The organism is Nocardioides sp. L-11A (assembly GCA_029961745.1).
In the GTDB taxonomy this organism is placed as follows: domain Bacteria; phylum Actinomycetota; class Actinomycetes; order Propionibacteriales; family Nocardioidaceae; genus Nocardioides.
This window is the reverse complement of record CP124680.1, coordinates 1,863,631-1,887,478: the sequence shown is the minus strand read 5'-3', so window position 1 is coordinate 1,887,478 and position 23,848 is coordinate 1,863,631. Positions and strand designations below refer to the sequence as shown.

Here is a 23,848-nt window from a genome sequence, read left to right as displayed (position 1 = left end):
CCATGACCCGCGCGCTGATCACCGGCATCACCGGCCAGGACGGTGGCTACCTCGCGGAGCAGCTCCTCGCCGACGGGATCGAGGTCTTCGGCCTCGCGGCCGACGACGGCTGGATCCCCGACGGCGTGACCCGGCTGCAGATCGACCTCCGGTCCAACGACGAGGTGAGCCGGGCTGTGGCCGATGTGGCACCCGACGAGGTCTACCACCTGGCGGGGCTGTCGTCGGTCGCCCGGTCCTGGGAGGCGACCGAGCTGACCATGGACATCAACTTCCTCGGCCTGGTCCGAGTCGTCGAGGCGCTGCGGGAGCACGCTCCCAAGGCCCGGATCGTCCACGCCAGCAGCTCGGAGATCTTCACCGAGGAGGTGGCGGTCCAGGACGAGTCGACGCCGATCCGGCCGCGCAACCCCTACGGGCTGTCGAAGGCCGTGGCCCACGAGGCGGTGCAGTACTACCGCGACCTCGGGGTCTGGATCAGCTCGGTGATCCTCTTCAACCACGAGTCGGTGCGACGCCCCGACACCTTCGTCACTCGTCGGATCACCAAGGGAGTGGCCCAGATCGCGCGCGGCGCGGCCGGTCCCCTGACCCTCGGCAACATCGACGCCCGACGGGACTGGGGTCACGCACTGGACGTCGTTCGTGCGCTTCAACTGGTGGTGCGCCACGACCACCCGGACGACTTCGTCATCGCGACCGGCGTCAGCCGCAGTGTCGCGGACTTCGTCGCGGCGGCCTTCGCACATGTCGGCATCGCGAACTGGCGTGACCACATCCGGGTCGATGACGACCTGCTGCGTCCCACCGACGCTCCCGACCGACGCGGCGACGCCTCCAAAGCCGCCCGGGAGCTGGGCTGGACCCCGACGATCTCCTTCGAGTCCATGGTCGCCGAGATGGTGGACGCCGACCTCGCTCGGCTCGATCAGAAGGACTGAGCGGATGCGGAGCCCCTGCCTCAGGATGAGGCAGGGGCTCGACGCAGGCCCGTGATCTCCTCGAGGCGCGCCGCCATCGAACGGCCGACTGCCAGCGGTCCGGCGACCTCCTGGATGTGTCGAGCAGCCCGCGCACCCATCTCCCGCCTGAGCGCCGGATCGTCCGCCAGCAGACGTAGCCACGCGGCCGCCTGGGAGACATCCGGCTCCGCCCACCAGCGTCCAGGGCGGTAGACCTTCTCGTAGGTCGGCTGGATCTCGTGGTCCTCGGCAACGATCGGGCGCATGCGGTAGCCGACCAGTGCCGCCGTCTCCATGGTCATGAACGAGGTGTTGCCACCGAAGGCCGTCGCGACGACGGCCTTGCCCAGACTCATCGCCTCCGCCATTCCCAGGCCGAAGCCCTCGGAGCGATGGAGGGACATGTAGATGTCGCAGGACGCCAGGAGCGCGTCCATCTGGGGCCGAGGAAGATCCTGACTGAGCAACGTGCCGTTGACGGAGGCGACAGCCTCGCGCAGCTCGTCGAAGAGGCCCGGGAACCGCTCGCTCGACATCGCCTTGACGACGAGATGGGCGCTGCTTCCCCGCTCCTCGGCGCCGAACGCCTCGGCGAAGGCCGCCACGCAGCCGAAGGGGTTCTTCCGAGCGACGCTGGAGTTCGCATCGAAGGTGAACAGCACCCGCAGCCCCTCCGGCAGGGTGGCCACGCGCGGATCCAGGGCCGGCGCCTCCACTGGTGGCACCACCGCCGGGATCATCCGCACCGGCTTGGTGCCGAGCGCTCGAAAGGTCCCCGCGACGAGATCCGACGCCGCCCACACCTCGTCGACCCGCTCGTACTGCCGGATGTGGCCCGACTTGAGTTCGAGCAGCTCCCAGTACCACAGGCCGATGGTGTAGCGGCCGAGATCGGCGTCGGTGAGGTTGACCATCTCGTTGACGTTGAGGAGCACGAGGTCGATGGGGTGGCGCCGCCCCCGGGGCAGCGCGTCCAGGGCCGCGCTGCGGCGGCCCGGATCGCGCGGGGCGCCGCTCGTCGCCTCCACGATCGACACGTCGACCCCGGCCAGGACGAGCGCGTCGACGACGCGCCGCGAGGCCTCGGCCAGGCCGTGCACGGCGCTGAAGTCACCGACGAGGTTGACACCCGCCGTCACGACCCCCGCGCCTCCTGGGTCAGCCGGGCGATCTCCATCTGGAGGGCTGCGAGATCGCGACGCAGCGCGCCCTCGGTGTCGTAGAGCTGCTCGCGAACCGCGACCGCGCCGCTCTCCCGATGGGCGATCGCCGCCTCCTCCGCCTCACGGGCGATGCGATCGACGCGCTTCTCCATCCGCCTGACCGCATCGGCCAGCTCGGTGAGCGCGTCGGCAGTGGACCGGTTGAACGCGACCTGTCGCCCGACGAACATCCGCCAGGGAACATGCATGAGCGCGCGGCGGAACACGTGCTTGCTCTCGTACGGAAGCCCGAGATCCGCCTGCCTGACCAGGTCACCTGCTCTCGATGTCACGGCGTCAGCCTAGCGAGCGTGGCGCACACCCCGACCGCCGTCCTCGACCAGGAAGTCCCACACCTGGGCGGCGTAATCGTCCCACGAGCCGAGGTCGTGCTTCGACACCTCCGCCTGGAGGCGGTCGTAGGTCTCACGATCCGCCAGCATCGTCCGCAGAGCGTCGACGATCGCCTGGTCGTCTCGAGGATCGATCAGGATGCCGCCGAGCGGCACGCCGTCCGGGGCGACGATGTCCCGCGTGCTTCCGAAGTCGCTCGTGATCACTGGGGTGCCGGCAGCGAGCGACTCGGCCACGGGCAGTCCGAATCCCTCGTTGAGCGAGGGGAAGAGCGTGCAGTGGGCCAGCTGGAGCGCAGCCCAGAGCTGGTCGTCGGGCAGTCCTCGGATCGACTGGACCGGCCGTCCTGCCCCCTGCAGGTCGCCGATCGCCTCGTAGAACGCCTCAGCCTTCCAGGAGGCGGCGCCGACCAGGGTGAGCGAGAACCTCAGGCCTTCGCGCCACAGCAGCTCGGCCGCGTGCAGGACCGCGAGGTGGTTCTTGCGGGGCTCATGGCTACCGACCACGAGCACCATCGGGACCGACGTGACGCCGAGCCGACGACGGGCCTCGGCCAAGGACTCCTCGTTCGGCGTCTGCCCGGCGACGGGCAGGGTGATGCCCTTGACGAGCGGTCCTTCCTCGCGCACGCCGGCGAGCATCCCGCGCCAGCCGAGGTACTCCGTCGCCGCAGCGTCCGAGATCGCCGCGATGCGGTCGACGTTGCGGCTCGACGCCAGGTAGCGCGCGAACATGCCGGTCATCCCGGGAGCCACCGAGCTCGCCGTGGTCAGGGGGATGCAGTCGTAGCCGATGATTCCCACCCGACACTCGGCATAGCTGGCGAGGGCCATGATCCTCGTGATCCGGTTGGGATCGCCTGCCAGTTCCGGCACCAGGTGAGTGCCCGCCCACGGCACCACGACCTCGGGCGGAGGAGCGTGGTCCTCCCGGACGACCTCACCCCCGAAGATCCGTGCGTGGTTGACCGGGGACAGCGGACGCATCGCCCGCAGGTCCGGGGTCCACCCGACGAATTCGACTCCCTCGCGCTCAGCCCAGCGGACCGAGACCGCGCGCACGACGCGTTGGATACCCGAGACGAAGTCGGTCCTCGAGGTGTCGTGGATGTCGCAGGTGACCGTGCCGACGGCAACCCGCACCGGAGCGGGCTCGTCGGTGCGCTCGAGGACGCGCAACGCGGAGAGCAGTGCCGCCCAGGGACCGCGCAACCTGGCGGTCCGGGCCATCGATTCCGTCTGCTCCGAGGTGGGGAGCCGGCCGGTCAGGACCGCCCGCGCGAGCCAGAGGTGGCCCGGCACCGCAGGTGCGAGGAGGTCCTCGAGCCGACCGATCTGGGTCGTCGGGTCATCGGAACCCCCCGATCCGGCGGTGCCGGTGGAGGACCCTCCCGCCAGGACCTCGATCAGCGTGGCGATCCTCGCTGCGGCGGCGCGCCGCTGTCGTTCGCCCATCCGCTCGAGAATGGCCCGGGCGCGCTCCGGCGCGCGCTCGTCCCAGTGCTGCCTCATCAACACCCCACGATCCTTCACGGCACCAACACCTGCCAAAGCTCTGCGGCGTAGTCGTCCCACGACCGGGTGTCCCGCGACCGCGCCTCGTGCACGAGCCGGGCATGGAGCTCGTCATCGGTCAGGAGAGCCCGAATCGCCGACATCACGGCGCCGACGTCGACAGGGTCGACCAGGATCGCGCCGTTGCCCTCGGCGATCTCTCGAGTGCTCCCGAAGTCGGACGTGACCACGGGGACGCCGTAGGAGAGCGCCTCGGCGACCGGGAGACCGAACCCCTCGTGCCGGGTCGGGAAGACGACCATCCGCGCGGAACGATACGCAGCGTCGAGATCGGCGTCCGAGACCTCCTTGTCGACCGACAGCGGTCGGCCCGCCTCGACCAGGCTCTCGATGAGCAGACGCGACTCGTCGTCCTGACCGCTGATGGGTCCGATCAGGCGCAACCGGAACCTCTCACCGGCACGCCACAGATGCTCGGCGGCCTCGACGAGGACGATCTGGTTCTTGCGGCGGTCCACGGTGCCGACGCAGAGCACCTCCGGGAGAGGCAGCTCCACCGACGCACGGTCCGAGGCGACCTTCACGGTCGTCGGAAGCCCGCACGTCACGATCCGCGGTCCGTCGATCCCCTGAGCCGGCAACGCCGACACGAAGCCGGCGAACTCCGCCGCGGCGCTGGTACTGATGCCCGCGACGACGTCGACGTACTTCACGAGCTCGAGGTACTCGGCGAACTTCTCGCGATCCTTCTCCGTCACCAGCTCGGCGCTGACCACGGGGATGCAGTCATAGCCGATGATGCCGACCGGGCTCGGGGAGAACTCCGCCAATCCTGCCAGGCGTCGCCCCTCCTCCATGAACGGCACCTCCAGCAGCAGGACCGGGGCGCCCCACGGGATGATCCGACGCCGACGATCGCCCGAGCCGTCAGCGGCACGCCCGGATGAAGCGCGGACGCGACCACGCTCCTCCTCAGACAGGGCAGTGAACGCCTTGCTGTCGTCCCAGCGCACCAGCTCGATCTCGTGGTCGCCGTCCCAGCGGGGGACGAGCTGTCGGACGACCCGCTGGATGCCCGTCAGCAGATCGCTCCGCGCGCTGAAGTCGACGTCCACGATGGGACGGTCGGTGATGACCTCGATCTCGGTATCGGCGTCCGATGTTCCCATCGTGGACGCAGCGAGGTTCAACAGCCAGATCACGACGTCTCGCTTCGCGAGCAGCCCGAGCCGTCGGCGAACCATCCGGACGAGGTCGGACGTCGGCAGCTGTGCGGTGAGGGCCGCGACGACGAGCCACACATCCGCTGAGTCGGTTCGTGCCCGGAGCCGGTCGACCAATGCTTCGAGGACCTGCACGCCGTCGATCGTCGGCACACCCGTGGGCGGCGGAACCTCCTCGAGCAGATGAGGAGCCACTGCACGCAGGCGCTGGTCGAGCGCCTCGAGCAGGCTCGCACTGGTCGGCATCGTCACCGGCTCGACGCCTTCGACCTCGCCCAGCGAAGCGGCCGGGTGACACGCCACGACGAGCTGTGCTCGATGCGGTCGATCCGGTCACGCAGCTCCCGCACCTTCTTCTTGTGGGCCAGGTTGCGGTCGGCGTTGCGCTCCTTGACGACCTTGAGCCGGTTGGTCAGGCGCTCGCGCTCCTTGAAGCCCTGCGCCCACGACTCCAGCGCGACTCCTCGCCAGTGCACGACGTCCTCCCAGAGCTCACGACCGCGGTCGATCGCCTCGGCATGTGCCGCGCGGATCCCGGCGAGCTCCTCGCCCTGTCGAATCTCGCGCGCGGTCGTGTACTCGTCGAACACGCAGACCGGGTAGCTCAGAGCGCGCTTGACCTCGCTCTGCTCCGCAGCGACGTAGTAGCGCGAGAGCCCGTCGAAGATGGCGAACTCGTAACCGGCCCCGAGCAGCAGACCCTCCCAGGGCTCGTGGGACGGCTCGGTCGAGAGCGGCTCCGTGGCCTCGACGACGACGACCCACGGTCGATGACGGGAGAAGTCGATCGACCCGAGGACGTCGGCCTCCGCGCCCTCGACGTCCACCTTCAGGAAATGCACCGTGTCTCCGAGCAGCTCGGACTCGAACAGCGCCGACAGGGTGACGGTCGGGACGGTGATGTCGTCGACGACGAAGCGGTCATCGACGGCATGACGGGCTGCGACGTCGGCGACCAGCGTCGACAGGCCCGTGACATCGCGCTCCGCTCCCGGTTGGTGGACGCGGTGGAGCACCAGCTCGGCAGCCTCGTCGGACGTCACCGCTGCCTGGACGACCAGATCGGCCGGCCGGGCCTGTCGGATGCTCTCGGCGAGCTCCGGCACCGGTTCCACGTTGACCCCGCGCCACCCGCGGTCGTAGAACGCCTTGGTGACCGAGTGCTCGACGGCGTCCCACGCACCGACATCGACATAGCGCCCGTTCCTCACGTGTCCGAGCGCCCGCCAGAGCAGGACGTCCTCACCGTTCTGGGCATAGGAGACGAAGATGCCATCAGCCACCCGCGTACCTTAACGGCGCCGCAAGCCGGAGACGATTCCACAACGCCGCGGCCCGCCGCCTATCATCCGTTCGACCTATCAGTAGGGTGGACGGCCGACACGGGATGGCGAGCGTGTCCCAGGACCAACGGAGGTGCGGACGTGTCGCGGAACCACGAGACGTCTGTCACCCCCTCGAACGCACCAGATACGTCCCCGATCTCTCACCGGTTCGTCGCGACTGAGCACGCCTGGACCGGCCGCCTCATCGAGGTTGGCTTGGTCCTGGCAATCGCCGCCTGGACCGTCCTGCGCTACGGCGGCACCGGTCTCAACGCGGACGGCGTCGAGCAGTCGACCATGTCGGTCCAGTCGCCCAGCCTCTTCTACTGGGGCCAGAATCGGCTCGCCTCGTTCGTCTCGCTCCTGGCCAGCCCCGTTTCGTCCCCGGACGCAAACCTGTTCGTCTGCATGTTCCTCAATGCACTCGGATTCGTTCTACTGCTCCGTCTACTGTCCGGCCTGCTGGCGGACCATCTCGGCGAGAAGGTGCGCGCGCTGCCGCGTGCGGTCCCGTTCCTGGTCCTCGCCGCCGCCGCCTTCGCCGGTCTCGAGCCCATCACCGTCCACGCCTTGGCACTCGAGGGCCAACCGTATTCTTGGTCGTGGTTCCTGGCATGGTCCGCGTTCCTCCTCTGGCGACGCAGCCCGGTGTCCGGCCGACTGGCTGCGGTGGCCTTCGCCGGCATCGCCATGGGCCTCAATCCGTCTGTCGCTCTCGTGCCCGCGTTCCTCACCGCTGTCGAGGTCCTGAGGACCCGCCGTCTGATCCCGTGGATCGGCTTCGGTGCTGTGTGGATCGCCTGGCTCGGCGTGTGGCTGGTGCTCATGGACTCAGTCGACGTCTCGACCCCGACGCCCCAGCCGGACACGTCGTACTTCAGCTTCGATCCCCACCTCCTGGCGACCGGGTTCTCGACAGCCGTGGGGAACGTCCTCGGCGCATTCGGTGGATTGAGGCTGGTCGTGCTCATCGCGTTCGCGCTGGCGGTGCTCCTGTGGCGTGCAGCGGACGTGCCCGCGAGCACGATCAGGCGCTTCGCCGTGTGCGTGCTCTTCTGCCTCGGCTACACAGCCCTCTTCGCCGGCAACCCGTGGACGACCGCCAACACTCTCCACTTCCGGTACTTCTTCCCCGACCTGCTCCTCATCGTCGGGGTGATCGCGTCGACCGCTCTCCTGGCCATGGGGCACGTCGCCAGCACCGATCGGCGCCAGCGCCAAGCGGCCGTCATCGCTGTTGCCCTGGCCGCCTGCTTGGCCGCGCTGGCCGGACCCGCGCGACCGGCGTGGGATGGGGCCCTGGCCCGAGAAGCAGCGCCGATCGCCGACTTCGCCCGGTCACAGGACGCCCGTTTCATCGCCGGTGACTACTGGCTCGGTTGGCCGACCATGCACCAGATGCTCGAGGACGGCCGCACCGCCGCCTACGTCGCCAACGAGAAGTCCGGGGGGGACCTGTCGCGCTACGAGACGGCTCTCGTTGACGAGATCGAGGACGGCGGGACTCCTCCGCGCGCCGTCTGCATCCGAGCCGACACCCAACTCTGCGCAACCTATCTGGACTTCTACACCGGAGCCGGCTGGCAAGATGCCGGTCCATGCGAGGGTCTTCGTTCGAGGGTTCCGTGCACCCTGATGGAGTATCACCCGACCGACGTCAAGCAAGGGACGAGCAAATGACCGGAGACCGGCACCGTGAGCAGCCCGTCGATGAGCGGTACTACGAGGTCATCAAGCCGGCCGGCCTCACCGAGAAGCTGATGATCCGGGCCCGTCGACGGATGTATCAGGATCTGGTCGACCGTGTACGCCCGACGAGCACCACGCGCATCCTCGACATCGGCGTGTCCGACGTCCTCGGCGAAGGTGCCAATTTCCTCGAGCAGACCTATCCCCACCGTTCTCAGATCACCGCAGCGGGCATCGGTGCGGCACCGGAGTTCCAGCAGGAGTTCCCCGACATCGCCTACCACCAGATCGTTCCGAACGAGCCGATGCCCTTCAGCGACAGACAGTTCGACGTCGCAGTGTCGAACGCGGTTCTCGAGCATGTCGGAAGTCCGGCGAACCAGCAGGCCTTCGTCGCGGAGGCGCTGCGTGTCGCCGACATTGTCTTCTTCACCGTCCCCCACCGCTTCTTCCCTGTCGAGCATCACACCAAGATCCCATTCGCCCACTGGAGCGACTCGACCTTCAGGGTGGCCTGCCGGGCTCTGGGCAAGCAGTCCTGGACGGACCCGTCAGAGCTGATCCTGATGTCCGAGCGGCGACTGCATCGGGCCGTGCCGCCGGCGGCGTCCGATGCACAGGTCGGACGTACGGGGCTGAAGCTCGGCTGGTTCAGTTCCAACCTCTTCCTCTACATCGACAACCGGTCGCAGTCCACCGGTGGGACGGCGGCGTGACCTCATGACCCGGAGCCTCAGCTCGGCTGACCTCGCCGACCTCGACATCGCGGTCGTACTTCCCGCGTACAACGAAGAGGCGACGATCGCCGAGACAATCCGTGATTTCCACGGGGCACTGCCCGCTGCCCGCATCCACATCATCGACAATCGGTCGTCGGACGCGACGGCGGCCCTCGCCGCGCAGACGCTTGAGGAACTGGGCTGCCCGGGCTCGGTCCTCGAAGAGCTCCGCCCTGGCAAGGGCAATGCGGTCCGCCGCGCTTTCGTCGAACTCGACGCGGACGTGTTCGTACTCGCCGACGCCGATCTGACTTACCCGGCCAGTGACGTGCTTCCTCTCCTCGAGCCGGTCGTGAGCGGCCGCGCCGACATGGTTGTGGGTGATCGCATGAGCGGCGGGCACTACGCGCGAGAGAACAAGCGCTCCCTACACAACGCCGGCAACAACTTCATCAAGGGGACGATCAACAGGCTCTTCGGAGCTGACCTAGTCGACATCACGAGCGGTTATCGCGTGTTCAGCCGACGTTTCGTGCGGACCTACCCCGTGATCGCAGAAGGCTTCGAGATCGAGGCCGACCTGACCATGCACGCACTCCACCACCGACTGCGCGTCGTCGAACTGCCCATCAACTACGTCGACCGGCCGCCGGGAAGCGTGTCGAAGCTCCGGACCGTCTCCGACGGGGCTCGCGTGCTCTTCACGATCGCCCAGATCGTCCGGTTCTACCGGCCCCTGCGGTTCTTCAGCTTCGCCGGCATCCTCATCGCCCTCGCCGGAGCGATCGCTGCGGTGCCCGTGATCCAGGACTGGTTCCAGCACAACTACATCTACCATGTGCCGCTGGCCATTCTGGCCACCGGACTGTGCCTGATGGCCATGCTGATGGTCGCGATCGGATTCGTGCTCGATTCGGTCGCCCACAACGAACGGCTCGGGTTCGAACGACGCTGGATCGACACCGAGAAGCGGGTCCCCGCGGACGCTCGACGCCGCTCGACATCCTGATCACCGTCTGCGGGGCCGCCACCAGTTAAGGTGCTGACCATTTCCCCGCCCTGTGCATGGAGGACTCTTGCTTGCTCTCGACTGCCCGACCCAGTCCTACGACTGGGGCTCAGCCGAGGCGATCCCCGGCTTCCAGCGCCGTCGACCCGACGGCGGCCCCGTCGCGGAGGTCTGGGTCGGCACCCACCCCCTCGGCACCGCGCAGTTCATCGACAGCGACGGAGAACGGCAGCCCCTGACCGCCGCGGCCGGCGAGCTCGAGTTCATGCTCAAGGTGCTCGCGGCGGAGCGCCCTCTGTCGATCCAGGCACACCCCAACGCCGGCCGCGCCCGCGCCGGGTTCGAGGACGAGGAAGCGCGTGGGATCCCCATGGCTTCCCCGCAGCGCGTGTTCAAGGACCCGTACCCCAAGCCGGAGATGGTCTACGCGCTCTCGACCTTCGACACGCTGGTCGGATTCCGCCCGACCGCCGAGATCCTGCGGGTGCTGATGCCGCTGGGGCACCCGACGGCGAAGGCGCTGACGAAGCAGTTGCGCGACAATCCCGGCTTCGCCGGGATCGTGCGGCTCGTCGAGGGCTTGCTCTCCGCTCCCCCCTCGGCGGAGACGGTGGAGGAGATCGTCCTGCAGTGTCGAGAGGCGCTGGAGGACGGCATCGACATCAAGCGCGCGTACGCCACTGCGGTCGAGATCAACGCCCATCACCCGGGGGACGTCGGGATCATCGTCTCACTCCTCCTCAATCGCCTCACCCTGCAGCCGGGCGAGGCGGCGTACCTCGGAACCGGCATCATTCACGCGCATCTCAGCGGACTCTGCCTCGAGGTGATGGTGTCCTCCGACAACGTGCTGCGCGCGGGGCTGACCTCGAAGCACGTCGACCCCGCCGGCCTCGTCCGGTGCCTGGAGGAGGGCATGTCCCGGGTCGCCCGCGTGACACCCCAGCTCTCCGGCACGTCGACCGATGTCTTCAGTCCGACGCGAGAGTTCGCCCTCTCGGTCACCCAGAGCTCCCAGGCCGACCCGGCGGGAGCCGTGCTCCCCCACCGCGGCAAGCGCCTTCTGGTGTGCACGGGCGGGGAGGTCGCCCTCCTCAACGCGCGCGACGAGATGCTGCACCTGCGTCGCGGTGACGCCGCGTACGCCGACGAGGGGGACGGCGAGCTGCGCATCATCGGCACCGGCGAGGTCGCCCAGGCCTACGTACCGTCCGGCGCCGCGGGTCGGCTCGACGATCTGCTCTGATCGGTAGCCCCGGCGACCACGACAGCACGAGTCGCCTCTCGGGCCACCCGCTCGCGATCGGATCCGTCGTTGCCCGACGAGCCGAGCGTCAACGACGAGCCCGGCTGTCGCGCGTCAGAGCGATGTCGCGATCCTCCGGACGCGGCAGGTTGGGGTAGACCGGGGTGTACCGGTCGCGCCACGGGATCCCCCACCGACGCCGCAGGAAGCGGGTGGCATCGGGCTCGGGGATCCGCTCCCTGGTCTGCGACTCGAAGTGGAACAGCTCGCAGTGGGCGAGGTACAGAATCCGGTAGCCGGCCGCCGACACCTTGTAGCAGAAGTCGACGTCGTTGTAGTCCGCGCGCAGCTGCTCGGTGTGGCCACCGACCTCGAAATAGACCTCGCGCCGGAGACCCATACAGGCACCGGTCACGCCGGTCACCTCCCGATCGACCACCGTCGTTCCGCCGGGGCTCGGAAGCTCGCCCGGCGTCTTCGCGAAGGGGTGCATGTAGCGACCGTAGGAGCAGGCGATACCGACATGCTGGATCGCGGTGCTGGAGTAGAGCAGGCGGGCGCCGGTCAGACCGACGCCCGGCTGCTCCAGCGGCGCGAGCAGCTCCTCGAGCCAACGCTCGTGGCGCACCTCCACGTCGTCGTTGAGGATGACCAGCCGATCGCCTGTGGACGCCAGCACCCCCAGGTTGACCTTGTGGCTGTAGTTGAACGGCTCGTCGTACCGGACGAGGACCAGCCGATCACCGCCGATCTCGTCCAGCTCGGCGAGCACCTCCTCGGGCGTGTCGGCGTCGTAGACGACGACGACCTCGAGATTCGGATGGTCGGTGGCCGCCAGCGCGGAGCGGACCGCATGAGTGACCAGGGTCCGATGGCGGCCCCAGACGATCGAGGACGACCCCCGGGTCGGGATCACGATGCTCACCCGTCGCTGGGGCGGGAGGATCCGCCGGGTGCGGTATCGGCCGGGGCCGACGACCTCGACCGTGCCCTCGATGCCGACCCGCTCGAGGTGCTCCTGGACCGCGCGGCAGCCCCCGTCGGACACACTCGGCGGGATCTCGGCGCCGGTAGCCATCCGCCTGTGGTAGAGCACCTCCGGGATGTGCACGATGCGGCGGGCCTGCTCGCCGACACGCAGGACGAGGTCGTGGCTCTCGGAGCCGCCGAAACCCTCGCGCAGACCACCCAGCTCACGCACCAGCGACGTGCGGATCACCGCGAGGTGGTCGCCGTAGTTCTGGCTGCGCAGCCGCTCGGGTGACCAATCAGGCTTGTGGAAGGCGCCCGTGAGCCGACCGTCCTCGCGAATCCAGTCCTCGTCGGAGTAGAGGTAGTCGACATCGTCGTGCTCGGCGATCCGGCCGGCGTTGATGGCGAGCGCGTCCGGCGTGAGCAGGTCGCCGGGATCGAGGAACGCGAGGAAGGCACCGCGGGCAGCGCCGATCCCGTCATTGGCCGCCGCCGCGTCGGCCGACCGCTCGACGACGATGACGCGTTGATCGCGGGCCGCGTGCTCACGGGCCGCCTGTCGCGCCGCGGTCTCGGTCGACGCGTCGACGACCAGCACGAGCTCCCAGCCGTCGTAGGTCTGGGTGAGGACCGACTCGATCGCGGCTGACAGAACGGAGGCGGTCGAGTCGCCGGCCGGCGCGACGACGGAGAAGAGAGGCTCCGCCGTCATCCCCGCATCCTCGAGAGCGGGCGGACGAACGCCCGACCCACCCGCCACGTGCGCGACGTGCGCATCGCGGCGAGCTCCTCGTCGCGGGCACGGACGGTCGCCTGGAGCTCCTTGACCCGTTCCCGCGCCTGCTTCAGGTCGTGCTGGAGTCGGGCGACGGTCGCCTCGAGACCGATGACGTTGTCGATCGCGACCAGCTCTGCGTGGCGGGCCAACAGGTCGTCGTCGGCCGCGAACACGCGCTCTCGCCACTGCTCCGGCGGCTGCTGGTCAGTCATCTCGTCCTCACCAAGGGGGCGGCTGGGTGCCGCAGAACAGTACCGCAGGAGATCACCTCGACCGCCGGGGCGCTCCGCCGGAAATGCCGTTCGGCAACGGGATGCCGACTGGGATGGGAGACTCCCCCGGTGCGGCCATTCCCTCGCCTACGGCGGGCGTTCTCCGATCGACGGCGGCCTGCCCCCGGTCCCGTGGTCATCTGCCCCTATCTCCACGACGGTGAGGACGTCAGTGTCCGCGAGGCGTTCGGCGTCGGGCTCGCCGCGACGCGACACATCGAGTTCGACATCTGGCAGGACGTGCACTGCCTGGGACCCGAGCGCGCCTTCCAGTTCCTCTGGGATCGCCACCCCGGACGAGACGTCGTCATCGTGCACAGCGACATGAGGCCGATGCCCGGTCGCCCGCCAGGATCCTGGTACGACGAGCTCCTCGACTACACCCGTCGCTTCCCCGAGGCGGGCATCCTGGCATGCAACCTCTACTCACCTCCACGGGACGAGGAGTCGCCGACCAGTGTCGTCCAATGCGCCGGCGGAACGCTCGACGGCGGCGTCATCAGCCATATCAACGGCCGGGTGGCCTCCACGGCAGGCGACCCCGGTGTCGATCCGGCGCTGCTGACACAGGTCCGCAGAGTGCCGTGGGCGACGTTCGGTGGCGTGTACATCCGACGCGCGGTGATCGACGCCTGCGGCCCGTTCGACGACAGGTACCAATGGGCCTACGTCATGGACGCCGACTACTGTCTCGAAGCCCGTGCGCGCGGTTTCGAGGTGCTCCAGGTGCCTGTCGCCCTGCAACACGACGAGAGCCGCACGACAAAGCCCCTGATGGAGGCCCGTCCGGACCTGGCGTCCCACATCCAGGGCAACACCGACCTCTTCCACGACAAGTGGCGCGGACGCCACGACCTCTTCTCGGCCACGGCACCCGACGATGCGAGCGCGAAGGGCGAGGTGCAGGCTCTCCCGTCCGCCCACGACTAAGGTGTCGCCGGTGAGCGATCCCTACGGCCAGAATCCCCCCGGCCAGCCCCCCTCCGGCCCCGACCCGTACGGCCAGGCCCCGGCGAGCCCGAATCCCTACGGCCAGCCGCCCGCACCGCCGCCGTACCCCGGTGGGACCGGTGGCGGCTACGGTCCGCCCGGCGGCTTCCCCGGCGGCTCCGACCCCATGCCGCCGAAGACCGACGGCATCTCGATCGCCGCTCTGGTGACTTCCCTGCTGTGCTGCCTGGCTCCCGTCGGCGTGGTCCTCGGCATCGTGGGCCTGTCCCGCACCAAGGGCGGACGTCGCAAGGGCCGTGGCCTCGCGATCGCGGGCATCGCCGTCGGCGTCCTGATGTCGATCGTCTCGGCCGTCGTGGGTGCCGCGATCTTCATCTTCGCCGAGTCGGTCGTGACGCCGGGCAACGCCGAGGTCGGCCAGTGCGTCGATGTCGACGAGGACGACGACCTGGTGCTGCTGCGCAAGAAGGACTGCACCGAGGAGCACGACGCCGAGATCGTCGGTGTCGCCGAGGTCACCTCCGAGAACCGCAGCGACATCGAGAAGGGCCTGGTCTCCTACTGCTCCACGGCCATCGATCCCGACGATCTCGCCAAGCTCGCGCCCTACGCCTCCGACATCGCCGCGGTGATCGAGGACCCCGACGACGTCAGCGTCGGCGACCACCTGGTCTGCTACGTCGAGCCGGACGACGAGCTGACCGAGCCGATCCTCTGACCCGCCGGCCCCCACGATGACGAACCCGTACGACGGCGGCTATCCGGCGTACCAGCCCGGCCCGAACCCGTACGACGGCGCGCCCCCCGCACTCGGCCGCCCGGCGTACGACGGGCTGTCGATCGCCGCCCTCGTCTGCTCCCTGTCATGCTGCGCCGCGCCGGTCGGGATCGGGCTGGGGATCGCCGGCGTGATCCGCACCGGCGGCGGGCGGCGGTCGGGCCGGTGGGCCGCCGTCACGGGCATCGTCGTGGGCGTCGTCGTCCTGCTGGCCGGGATCGGGTTCCTCGTCTTCGCCGGGATCATGGGCAGTCGCACGGTCTGGGAGGACGAGGCCACCGCCGGCCAGTGCATCGACATCGACTTCCTCGATGACCCGATCAAGGCCTCCTGCGGCGACCCGCACGCCGGTGAGGTGATCTGGGCCGGACGGTTCGACCACGACCTGGTGGCGCTGTACGACGACGATGACGTCACCTGGTTCGACTTCTGCGGCGGCCTCCCCGGTCTGGACCAGACCTATCTCGACGCCCTCAGGAGCGGCGACTACGTCCCGCGGGTCGAGATCGACGCGTTCGACGAGGACGAGCCGGAGCGCGGCGACGCGTTCTTCTGCTATGTCGAGCGGCGCGACGGCGAGAAGATCACCGGTCGGCTGCGCGACCTCACCGGGACGACGGGCACCTAGGCGAGGATCTCGCGCAGGCGCGACCGCCTCACCGAGTCCGCGTCTGCTGCCGCCGAACCTCCTACCGCCGGCTGTCGGCTCCCCGAGCGTGACCCGAGCGCGGGTGACACGTTCAACCGCTAGCCGAGCGACGGGACGGAGGCGAGCTCGGCCGATGCCGGGATAGAGCAGCGAGGAGGCGGCGTGAGCGGACTGACCCCACCCGGAGGCAGGTCCGGCGCGGATCCCGAGCCGACGCGACCGCCTGATCGGGTCTACGCCCCGCTGCCCTCGACCTCCTACCGCCGACTGTCCGATCCGCGGCTCCCCCCAGATGCCACGGATGTCACGCTGTCCGGTGTCGCGTTGGGACTCTCCCTGGCCCTCCCCGTCCCCCTGGCTCCTGTGGTGGGGACATGCCTGGCCATGGTCGCGCTGGTACGCCGGCGCTTCCGGTCGACCGGGATGATCTCGACGGCTCTCGTGCTCGGTCTTCTGGTCTCCGCCATCCAGGTCGTGGCTCTGGTGAGCGTCATCGGCGAGATGGTCAACGAGTCCAAGCCGCCGGGTGGACGTGAGGGAACGTTGGACGTCCACGACCTCGCTGTCGGCGACTGTTTCGACTCCGCCACCGTGCGCGGTCACGCAACGGGCGGTCCGACCGACACCCGCGAGGTCGAGGCGCGTCCCTGCGAGCAGGAGCACGACCTGGAGGTGTTCGAGCTCATCGAGCTGACCGGTGAGGATCTCCCCGATCGCGAGGAGATCGAAGGCCTGGCGGAGCGCTGCCTCACCGCCTTCGCGGAGTTCGTCGGGAGGCCCTACGACGACTCGAGCTTCGAGGTCTACTACCTCTATCCCACCGAGACGTCGTGGCGGCTCCGCGGCGACCGAGACCTGACCTGCGTCGCCGGCCACCCCCGTCGGCAGGTCACCGGCTCGCTGCGAGGCCGGAACCGCTGATCGGCCGACGGCGCCCGTTCAGACGACGCTGAGCGGCAGGAGCTTCTGCCCGGTCGGGCCGACCTGGATCTCGGTGCCCATCTCCGGGCACACGCCGCAGTCGTAGCAGGGCGTCCAGCGGCAGTCCTCGACCTCGACATCGGACTCCCCGGAGGCGACGGCCAGGGCGTCCTCCCAGTCGGCCCACAGCCAGTCCTTGTCGAGCCCGGAGTCGAGGTGGTCCCAGGGCAGCACCTCGTCGTACTCCCGCTCGCGGGTGGTGAACCAGTGCAGGTCGACGCCGGTGCCCTCGAGCGCGATCGCCGCCGATTGCTCCCAGCGGGCGAAGGAGAAGTGCTCCGACCAGCCGTCGAAGCGGCCGCCGTCGCGCCAGACCTGCTCGATGATGCGGCCGACCCGGCGGTCGCCGCGGGACAGCAGTCCCTCGATGATGCCGGGCTGACCGTCGTGGTAGCGGAAGCCGATGGCCTTGCCGTAGCGGCGGTCGGCGCGGACGGTGTCGCGCAGGGCCTGGAGGCGGGCGTCGGTGGTCTCGGCGTCGAGCTGGGCGGCCCATTGGAAGGGTGTGTGGGGCTTGGGCACGAAGCCGCCGATGGACACGGTGCAGCGGATGTCGTTGCGGCCGGACACCTCGCGACCGGTCGCGATGACCCGCTTGGCGAGCTCGGCGATCTGGAGGACGTCCTCGTCGGTCTCCGTCGGAAGACCGCACATGAAGTACAGCTTCACCTGTCGCCAGCCGTGGGAGTACGCCGTGGCGACGGTGCGGATCAGGTCGTCCTCGGTGACCATCTTGTTGATCACCTTGCGCATCCGCTCGCTGCCGCCCTCGGGCGCGAAGGTCAGCCCGGAGCGGCGACCGTTGCGGGAGAACTCGTTGGCGAGGGTGATGTTGAAGGCGTCGACCCGGGTCGAGGGCAGCGAGAGCGAGACGTTCGAGCCCTCGTAGCGGTCGGCCAGGCCGGTGGCGACGTCGCCGATCTCGGTGTGGTCGGCCGAGCTCAAGGAGAGCAGCCCGACCTCCTCGAAGCCGGTCTTCTTGATGCCGTTGTCGACCATCGCGCCGATGGTCTCGATCGACCGCTCGCGCACCGGGCGGGTGATCATGCCGGCCTGGCAGAACCGGCAGCCGCGGGTGCAGCCGCGGAAGATCTCGACCGAGAACCGCTCGTGGACCGTCTCGGCGAGCGGCACCAGCGGGTTGCGCGGGTAGGGCCACTGGTCGAGGTCCATCAGCGTGTGCTTGCGGACCCGGTCGGGCGCCTCCGGGTGGTTGGGTACGACGGCCGCGATGGCCCCGCTGCCGTCGTACTCGACGTCGTAGAACTGCGGCACGTAGACCGTGCCGGACACGGCGAGTCGGCGCAGCAGCTCGCGGCGACCACCGGGGCGGCCCTCCGCCTTCCACTCGCGCACGAGCTCGGAGATCTTGAGCACGACCTCCTCACCGTCGCCGAGGACGGCGGCGTCGACGAAGTCGGCGATCGGCTCGGGGTTGAATGCGGCGTGACCGCCGGCGATCACCACCGGATGCTCCTCGGAGCGGTCGACGGCGTGCAGCGGGATGCCGGCCAGGTCGAGCGCGGTCAGCAGGTTGGTGTAGCCGAGCTCGGTGGAGAAGCTGACGCCGAACAGGTCGAAGGCACCGACGGGGCGGTGGTTGTCGACGGTGAACTGCGGGATCTGCTGCTCGCGCAGCACCTTCTCCATGTCGGGCCACACGGCGTAGGTGCGCTCGGCGAGGATCCACTCCCGCTCGTTGAGCACCTCGTAGAGGATCTGGACGCCCTGGTTGGGCAGGCCGACCTCATAGGCGTCGGGGTACATGAGCACCCAGCGGACCTCCGCGGCGTCCCAGTCCTTCGAGACCATGTTGAGCTCGCCGCCGACGTACTGGATCGGCTTGGAGACCGAGAGCAGGTGAGGCTCCAGCCGGGGGAAGACGGACGCGACGGTCTCGACGGACATGGCCTCGATTCTACGGTCCACGACGCGTGCGCCCGTCATCGTCGTCAGGTCCCCTTTTGTAGGATTCCGCATCATGAGCGCCTCCACCGCCGGACGACTCGGGTGGACGGTCATCACGCCGCCCGTGGCCGCGATCGTGCTCGCGATCAGCTGGGGCACCCACCCCGGACCGATCGCGAGCAGTCTCATCGGAGTCGCTCTCGTCGGCGCCGTCCTGGCCGCCGTGCACCATGCCGAGGTCGTCGCCCACAAGGTCGGCGAGCCGTTCGGCTCCCTGCTGCTCGCGGTCGCGGTGACGGTCATCGAGGTCGGCCTGATCGTCACCCTCATGGTCTCCGGCAGCGGGGAGACCGCGACCCTGGCCCGGGACACGGTCTTCGCCGCGGTGATGATCACGGTCAACGGCATCGTCGGCATCTCCCTGGTCGTCGGTGCGCTGCGCCACCATCTGGCCGTCTTCAACTCCGAGGGCACCGGGTCCGCGCTCGCCACCGTGATCTCCCTGGCCGGCCTGACCCTCGTGGTGCCGACCTTCACGACCAGCGAGCCCGGCCCGATCTTCACCGGGCAGCAGCTGGCGTTCGCGGCGGTCGCGTCCCTGGCGCTGTACGGCGCGTTCGTGTTCACCCAGACCGTGCGCCACCGCGACTTCTTCCTCCCGGTGGGCAAAGGCGCACCGCCCGCGGGCACCGACCCCGGTGACCTCGACGACGACGGGCACGCCGATCCGCCGACGGCCCGTGAGGCGTGGATCAGTCTCGGGCTGCTCGGCCTCGCCCTGGTCACGGTGGTCGGCCTGGCGAAGGTCGAGTCCTACGCCATCGAGGACGCCGTCAACGCACTCGGCTTCCCCCACGCCACCGTCGGTGTGGTGATCGCGCTCCTGGTCCTGGCGCCGGAGTCGATCGCCGCCGTCCGCGCGGCGCGACGCGACCGGGTCCAGATCAGCCTCAATCTGGCCTACGGATCGGCGATGGCCTCGATCGGCCTCACCATCCCGGCCATCGCGATCGCGTCGATCTGGCTCGACGGACCGCTCGAGCTCGGCCTCGCACCGCTCCAGCTCGCACTCCTCCTGCTGACCTCCGTGGTCGCGGTGCTCACCGTCGTCCCCGGCCGGGCGAAGCCGCTCAACGGCATGGTCCATCTCGTCCTACTCGCCGCGTTCCTCTTCATGACCGTGGCGCCATGAGCCGCCCCTCCCCCCGCCGTTCCCACCGCGCCCTCGGCGCCGGGCTGACGGCGGCGGCACTGGCCCTGTCGCTCGGGGCATGCTCGTCGGGCGAGCCGGCCGATCCCGACCGGATCGTGCTCACCCCCGCCAAGGACGGCGGCTCCGGTGTCCAGCCGGTCGGCAACCCGGTCGGCGACGGCACCAGCGCCGACGTCGAGGGCTACCGGATGACCGACGTGCGGCTGCCCGGCGCCACGGGCATCGGCGACGTCTCGTTCCGGATCCTGGCGCCGTCCGGGGAGCCGCTGCTGACCTACACCGAGGAGCAGACCAAGCTCCTGCACCTGTACGTCGTGCGCGACGACCTCGCGCAGTTCCGGCACCTGCACCCGACCCTGGCCGCCGACGGCACCTGGACCGCGCGCGTCGACCTCGGCTCACCCGGGCGCTGGCGGGTGGTGGCGGAGTTCATCCCGGAGGGCAGCACCACACCCCTCGTCGTCGGCATCACCCTGCGCGTCGCGGGCGAGGAGACCCGGGTCGACGTACCCCGCGGCGAAGCGGCCGAGACCGGGGACGACGGTGTCGTCCGGGCGCGCCTCCTCGCGTCCGGCGAGATCGGCCCCAACGGCCGGCTCCGGCTGCGGCTCACCGACGCCGACGGCGAGCCGGTCGCGCTCGGCAGCTACCTCGGCGCCAGCGCCCACCTCACCGGGTTCGCCGTCGACTCGCGCGGCTTCGTGCACGTGCATCCGTACGGCGCCCCCGAGGTCACCGACGACGGGACCGTGCTGACCTTCCACACCGTCTTCACCCAGCCCGGCGACTACCGGCTGTTCCTGCAGGTGCGGGTCGACGGGCTGCTGCACCAGGTCGCCGTCACGGCGCCCGTCGCCGCGTAGCCGTCGCCCGGGTCCCGCCGCGGCGGATTCATCACGGGATGTAGGTGAATCGCCGCTTCTGTAGTGGAACTCCGCTACAGAAGCTCCCGTTCACCTACCTACCGTGATGAAGCCGCCTCCGACCAGCCACCCGGGCCGACCCTCAGTCCACCTCGAGATCGACGGTCGTCACCGGGCTGGTGAACGCGTCGACCCGGATGCTCACCTGCAGCTTCCAGGCGCCGGCGTGGGGGAAGACGACCTCGGCGGTGTAGGTGCCCGAGCCGCTCGGGACCACCGGGACCTCGCCGAGGCCGACCCGCGGGGAGCGCAGCGCGACCGCCGGGGCGTCGTACAGGTCGAGGGGATCGCCGGCCAGGTTCTGCACCTGCAGGATCAGCGTGCGCTGCAGGCCGGGGCCGGGGTCGAGGACGGCCAGCACCTTGAGGTCGTCGCCGGCGACACCGGTGACGACGCCCGTGTCCGCGGTCGGGGCCTGGCCGGGGGTGGTCCCGCCCGGCGGCTTCTGGGTGAGGAAGCCGGTCACGCCGAGGACGACGACGAGGAGCATCGCCTCGGCGAGGACGGTACGCCGGACCAGGCCGGTGGCCCGCCGGCGCTCGTCGTGCCCGCCGTCGCGGCCCACCCGGGGCACCAGGCGGAACCGGTTGTAGGCCGCGATCGCGACGACCACCAGGACGACCGCCACCTTGACGAGCAGGAGCCGGCCGTAGGTCTCCTCGACCAGCCGCGTCCAGGAGCCGACGATGCGCCAGCCGAGCAGCACACCGGTGAGCGCCATCGCGGCGAGTAGGCCGGCGGCGAGGGCGGAGAACCGGGTGAGGAGGTGGGCGGCGTCCTTCGGCCGCCCGGCGATCGACGGCAGGGTGAGCACCAGGCCGGCCAGTCCGCCGAGCCACACGGCGCCGGCACTCAGGTGCAGGGCGTCGGTGACGACGAGCAACATGCTCGGCTCGTAGGCCCGGGTGTGGCCGACCAGCGCGGGCGACCAGACGGCGAGCGCGGTGACGAGGTCGACGACCAGCGAGGAGCGGCCCTGACCGGCCGCCCACGCGGCGACGCCGAGGCCGGCGACCTGGAGGGCGAGCACCTGGAGGTCGTCCTGCACCAACCCGGGGTCGAAGGACGACGGGTCGAGGACGCCGCCGAGCCCGGAGCCGAGCTGGTAGGCACCGGCGAGGGGGACGGCGGCCGCGGCCGCGAGCACCGCCACGAGCGCGCTGCCCCGGAGCACGCGGACCAGGCGGCGGCGTACCTGCCCGGAGAGGCGGACGCCGCGCGCCGTCCAGCTCAGGAAGACCGCGAGCCCGCCGGCGAGCAGCAATGCGGCGTAGTCGAGGCCCTGGACGATGCCCTGCACCGTCGGCACCGCACCCGCGTCGGCCGGACCGGTCTCGGGCGCCACCACCTTGGGGCTCGGCGCACCCACGTGGAAGGTCAGCGATCCCGCGATCGGGTGGCCGTCGGCCGAGACTGCGCGCCAGGTCACGACATAGGTCCCGTCGGCGAGCTCGTCGGGCAGCCGGCCGGTCACCTCGGGCCCCTTCGCGGACGGGTCGATGTCGACCCGCTTCCCCTGGGCGTCGAAGGCGAGCAGGCCGTCCGGCACCAGCTGAACGGGCTCGTCGAAGGTGAAGGTGACCGAGGAGGGCGCCTCCGGCAGCACGGCGCCCTCGGCCGGATCGGTGGAGACGAGGGTGGCGTGCGCCGACGCGGGCCCCGCCGTCCCGAGCACCGTCAGGACGGCGGCCAGGACGGCCATCAGGAGGGCGAGGTACGCCGGCGCACGCCTGGTCACGCCGGGACTCAGCCCTTCTTGCCGGAGCGGGCGAGCGCCAGGCCGCCGAGGGCGAGACCGCCGAGACCGGCGACCAGGCCGCCGATCGCGAGGCCGTTGCCGCCGTCGTCGTCCGACGCCGCGTCCGCCGTGGCGTCCTCCCGGGCGTCGTCGGTCGCCGCGTCCGCCGGGCTGTCGGCGTCGTCGGTCCCGGCGCCGCCGTGGTGGCCCTCGCCGGTCGCCTCGGTGATGGTCACGACCGGGGCCGGGCTCCCCAGCTCCTCCGGGTCCTGGCCCTCCGCGGCGGTCTCGGTCCAGCCGGTCTGGCCCTTCTCGCAGGTCTGCACGACCGGGAAGGCGAGCGTGTCGCCGGCCGCCTCGGGCAGCTGGACGGAGAGCGCGACGGTGTCGCGGAATCCGTCGGCGAGGGGCGTCTTGGCTGTGTAGACGACCTGGGCGGTCCGCTCGGTGATCTCGTTGCCGTGGGCGTCGGTGACCGGCTCGGCGAGCTGCTCGTCCACCTTCTCGACGGTCCAGTTGGGGTTGACCGTCGGCGTGACCACCGGGATCGACTCGGGCATCTGGATGGCGAGCTTGGTCGTGGGCGAGCCCTCGCAGCCGTGACCCACGCTGAAGGTGAGCACGGCGTACGCGCCCGCGGAGGTCGTGTCGGGCGTGACGGTGACGTGGGCGCCCGCCGCGCCGGCGGTCAGGGTGACGAGAGCGAGGGCGCCTGTCGCGCCGAGGGCAGGCAGGGTGAAGCGTCGGATCTGCATGGATGTCTCTTTCATGACTCGGGTGGTCGGCTGCGGACAGCGGTCGGCCGCCCACCTCCGCAGCCGGAGTCAGGCGGTCGCCGCGTGCAGGACCGGAGGGCCGCGCGTGGGCGCGAGGGCTCGGGTGTGCGGCGCGGTCCGCAGCCGGCGGACCGGGCTGGTCCGGGTACGCCGAGGAACGGGCGGGGGTACGACGCCCGGGTCGGTCCAGCGCAACAGCACCTCGACTGCCCGCCGCCGCAGCGCCCACATCGTCCCCGTGACCGCCGCCGCCACCAGGTGGGCGGCCAGCATGCCCGGGGTGAGCCCGAGCAGCGCCGACATCGCGTGCCCGTGTCCGTGCGCCTCCGGGGCCAGGGTCACCAGCCACGCGTGCCCGAGCAGCTGCGCGGCGACGAGACCGGGCAGGACCAGCCGGATGCTCGCGCGGCCGCGCAGCACGAGCCGGCCGGCGGCGTACACGAGGACGGCGAAGCCGCCCAGCCACCAGGCCGACGGCACCGCTCCCCCGGCCGCGAGGTGGGCGAGGACCAGCGCCGTGACGCTCTCGAGACTGCCGAGCGTCGCGAGCGGCGCCACGCGGCGGCGCGGGGCTCGGCGGGCGGTCAGCACGGAGCCATCTTGCCGGATGCGTGGTCGGTGGCGTGCGGCGCAACTACCGGAATTGTCGTCGCCCGACCGTGATGA

22 protein-coding genes are annotated in these 23,848 nt (G+C 70.3%); 11 read left to right on the top strand and 11 right to left on the bottom strand.

Annotated elements, in window-relative coordinates:
- Window positions 1-2: 2 nt before the first annotated feature.
- Window positions 3-941 (top strand): GDP-mannose 4,6-dehydratase, encoded by a 939-nt coding sequence (locus tag QJ852_08815; GenBank protein ID WGX98538.1) that lies wholly within the window; start codon window positions 3-5, stop codon window positions 939-941.
- A gap of 20 nt (window positions 942-961) precedes the next feature.
- Here the strand turns inward: QJ852_08815 and QJ852_08810 are convergent, their stop codons facing one another.
- From QJ852_08810 to QJ852_08790, 5 genes are read right to left on the bottom strand one after another with little or no spacing between them, the layout of a single operon-like run.
- Entirely contained in the window at window positions 962-2,101 is a 1,140-nt protein-coding gene (locus QJ852_08810; protein WGX98537.1) for a glycosyltransferase, read from the bottom strand.
- Window positions 2,098-2,457, bottom strand: a complete 360-nt coding sequence (locus QJ852_08805; protein ID WGX98536.1) for a hypothetical protein — start codon at window positions 2,455-2,457, stop codon at window positions 2,098-2,100. The genes QJ852_08810 and QJ852_08805 overlap by 4 nt, the downstream gene beginning before the upstream one ends.
- 9 nt (window positions 2,458-2,466) lie before the next feature.
- On the bottom strand, window positions 2,467-4,029 hold the full coding sequence (locus QJ852_08800; GenBank protein WGX99432.1) for a glycosyltransferase: 1,563 nt from the start codon (window positions 4,027-4,029) through the stop codon (window positions 2,467-2,469).
- A gap of 17 nt (window positions 4,030-4,046) precedes the next feature.
- On the bottom strand, window positions 4,047-5,501 hold the full coding sequence (locus QJ852_08795; GenBank protein WGX99431.1) for a glycosyltransferase: 1,455 nt from the start codon (window positions 5,499-5,501) through the stop codon (window positions 4,047-4,049).
- A 2-nt stretch (window positions 5,502-5,503) separates the two neighbouring features.
- Window positions 5,504-6,538: an FkbM family methyltransferase gene (locus QJ852_08790; protein ID WGX98535.1), complete on the bottom strand. Its 1,035-nt coding sequence runs from the start codon at window positions 6,536-6,538 to the stop codon at window positions 5,504-5,506.
- Between the two features lie 141 nt (window positions 6,539-6,679).
- Here QJ852_08790 and QJ852_08785 point away from each other — a divergent pair, with 141 nt between their 5' ends.
- The 4 genes from QJ852_08785 (at window position 6,680) to manA (ending at window position 11,243) form a co-directional block, all read left to right on the top strand.
- Window positions 6,680-8,260, top strand: coding sequence for a hypothetical protein (locus QJ852_08785; protein WGX98534.1), 1,581 nt, complete (start codon window positions 6,680-6,682; stop codon window positions 8,258-8,260).
- Window positions 8,257-8,985: a methyltransferase domain-containing protein gene (locus QJ852_08780; GenBank protein ID WGX98533.1), complete on the top strand. Its 729-nt coding sequence runs from the start codon at window positions 8,257-8,259 to the stop codon at window positions 8,983-8,985. Before QJ852_08785 ends, QJ852_08780 begins: the two co-directional genes overlap by 4 nt.
- A gap of 4 nt (window positions 8,986-8,989) precedes the next feature.
- The gene (locus QJ852_08775) at window positions 8,990-9,997 is read left to right on the top strand and encodes a glycosyltransferase family 2 protein (protein WGX98532.1); all 1,008 of its coding nucleotides are present in this window, start codon (window positions 8,990-8,992) and stop codon (window positions 9,995-9,997) included.
- A 67-nt stretch (window positions 9,998-10,064) separates the two neighbouring features.
- On the top strand, window positions 10,065-11,243 hold the full coding sequence (gene manA, locus QJ852_08770; protein WGX98531.1) for a mannose-6-phosphate isomerase, class I: 1,179 nt from the start codon (window positions 10,065-10,067) through the stop codon (window positions 11,241-11,243).
- A gap of 88 nt (window positions 11,244-11,331) precedes the next feature.
- Here manA and QJ852_08765 read toward each other — a convergent pair whose 3' ends face one another.
- On the bottom strand, window positions 11,332-12,927 hold the full coding sequence (locus QJ852_08765) for a glycosyltransferase (GenBank protein WGX98530.1): 1,596 nt from the start codon (window positions 12,925-12,927) through the stop codon (window positions 11,332-11,334).
- Window positions 12,924-13,205 (bottom strand): hypothetical protein, encoded by a 282-nt coding sequence (locus QJ852_08760; GenBank protein WGX98529.1) that lies wholly within the window; start codon window positions 13,203-13,205, stop codon window positions 12,924-12,926. The genes QJ852_08765 and QJ852_08760 overlap by 4 nt, the downstream gene beginning before the upstream one ends.
- A gap of 192 nt (window positions 13,206-13,397) precedes the next feature.
- Here QJ852_08760 and QJ852_08755 point away from each other — a divergent pair, with 192 nt between their 5' ends.
- From QJ852_08755 to QJ852_08740, 4 genes are all read left to right on the top strand, one after another.
- Window positions 13,398-14,195: a hypothetical protein gene (locus tag QJ852_08755; protein ID WGX98528.1), complete on the top strand. Its 798-nt coding sequence runs from the start codon at window positions 13,398-13,400 to the stop codon at window positions 14,193-14,195.
- 10 nt (window positions 14,196-14,205) lie between these two features.
- Complete coding sequence (locus tag QJ852_08750) at window positions 14,206-14,934, top strand: DUF4190 domain-containing protein (GenBank protein ID WGX98527.1); 729 nt, start codon at window positions 14,206-14,208, stop codon at window positions 14,932-14,934.
- Between the two features lie 16 nt (window positions 14,935-14,950).
- Window positions 14,951-15,622 (top strand): hypothetical protein, encoded by a 672-nt coding sequence (locus QJ852_08745; GenBank protein ID WGX98526.1) that lies wholly within the window; start codon window positions 14,951-14,953, stop codon window positions 15,620-15,622.
- A gap of 183 nt (window positions 15,623-15,805) precedes the next feature.
- The gene (locus QJ852_08740) at window positions 15,806-16,564 is read left to right on the top strand and encodes a septum formation family protein (protein WGX98525.1); all 759 of its coding nucleotides are present in this window, start codon (window positions 15,806-15,808) and stop codon (window positions 16,562-16,564) included.
- Between the two features lie 18 nt (window positions 16,565-16,582).
- Here the strand turns inward: QJ852_08740 and QJ852_08735 are convergent, their stop codons facing one another.
- On the bottom strand, window positions 16,583-18,532 hold the full coding sequence (locus QJ852_08735) for a TIGR03960 family B12-binding radical SAM protein (GenBank protein ID WGX98524.1): 1,950 nt from the start codon (window positions 18,530-18,532) through the stop codon (window positions 16,583-16,585).
- Window positions 18,533-18,605: 73 nt separating this feature from the next.
- Here QJ852_08735 and QJ852_08730 point away from each other — a divergent pair, with 73 nt between their 5' ends.
- Together QJ852_08730 and QJ852_08725 are read left to right on the top strand one after the other, a co-directional pair.
- Window positions 18,606-19,724, top strand: a complete 1,119-nt coding sequence (locus QJ852_08730) for an ionic transporter y4hA (GenBank protein WGX98523.1) — start codon at window positions 18,606-18,608, stop codon at window positions 19,722-19,724.
- Window positions 19,721-20,608 carry a hypothetical protein gene (locus QJ852_08725; protein ID WGX98522.1) on the top strand — a complete coding sequence of 296 codons (888 nt, stop codon included), beginning with the start codon at window positions 19,721-19,723 and terminating at the stop codon, window positions 20,606-20,608. Before QJ852_08730 ends, QJ852_08725 begins: the two co-directional genes overlap by 4 nt.
- Before the next feature lie 142 nt (window positions 20,609-20,750).
- Here QJ852_08725 and QJ852_08720 read toward each other — a convergent pair whose 3' ends face one another.
- The 3 genes from QJ852_08720 to QJ852_08710 form a co-directional block, all read right to left on the bottom strand.
- Complete coding sequence (locus QJ852_08720) at window positions 20,751-22,406, bottom strand: CopD family protein (GenBank protein ID WGX98521.1); 1,656 nt, start codon at window positions 22,404-22,406, stop codon at window positions 20,751-20,753.
- Between the two features lie 8 nt (window positions 22,407-22,414).
- Entirely contained in the window at window positions 22,415-23,161 is a 747-nt protein-coding gene (locus QJ852_08715) for a YcnI family protein (protein ID WGX98520.1), read from the bottom strand.
- Between the two features lie 69 nt (window positions 23,162-23,230).
- On the bottom strand, window positions 23,231-23,773 hold the full coding sequence (locus tag QJ852_08710) for a hypothetical protein (GenBank protein ID WGX98519.1): 543 nt from the start codon (window positions 23,771-23,773) through the stop codon (window positions 23,231-23,233).
- Window positions 23,774-23,848 lie beyond the last annotated feature (75 nt).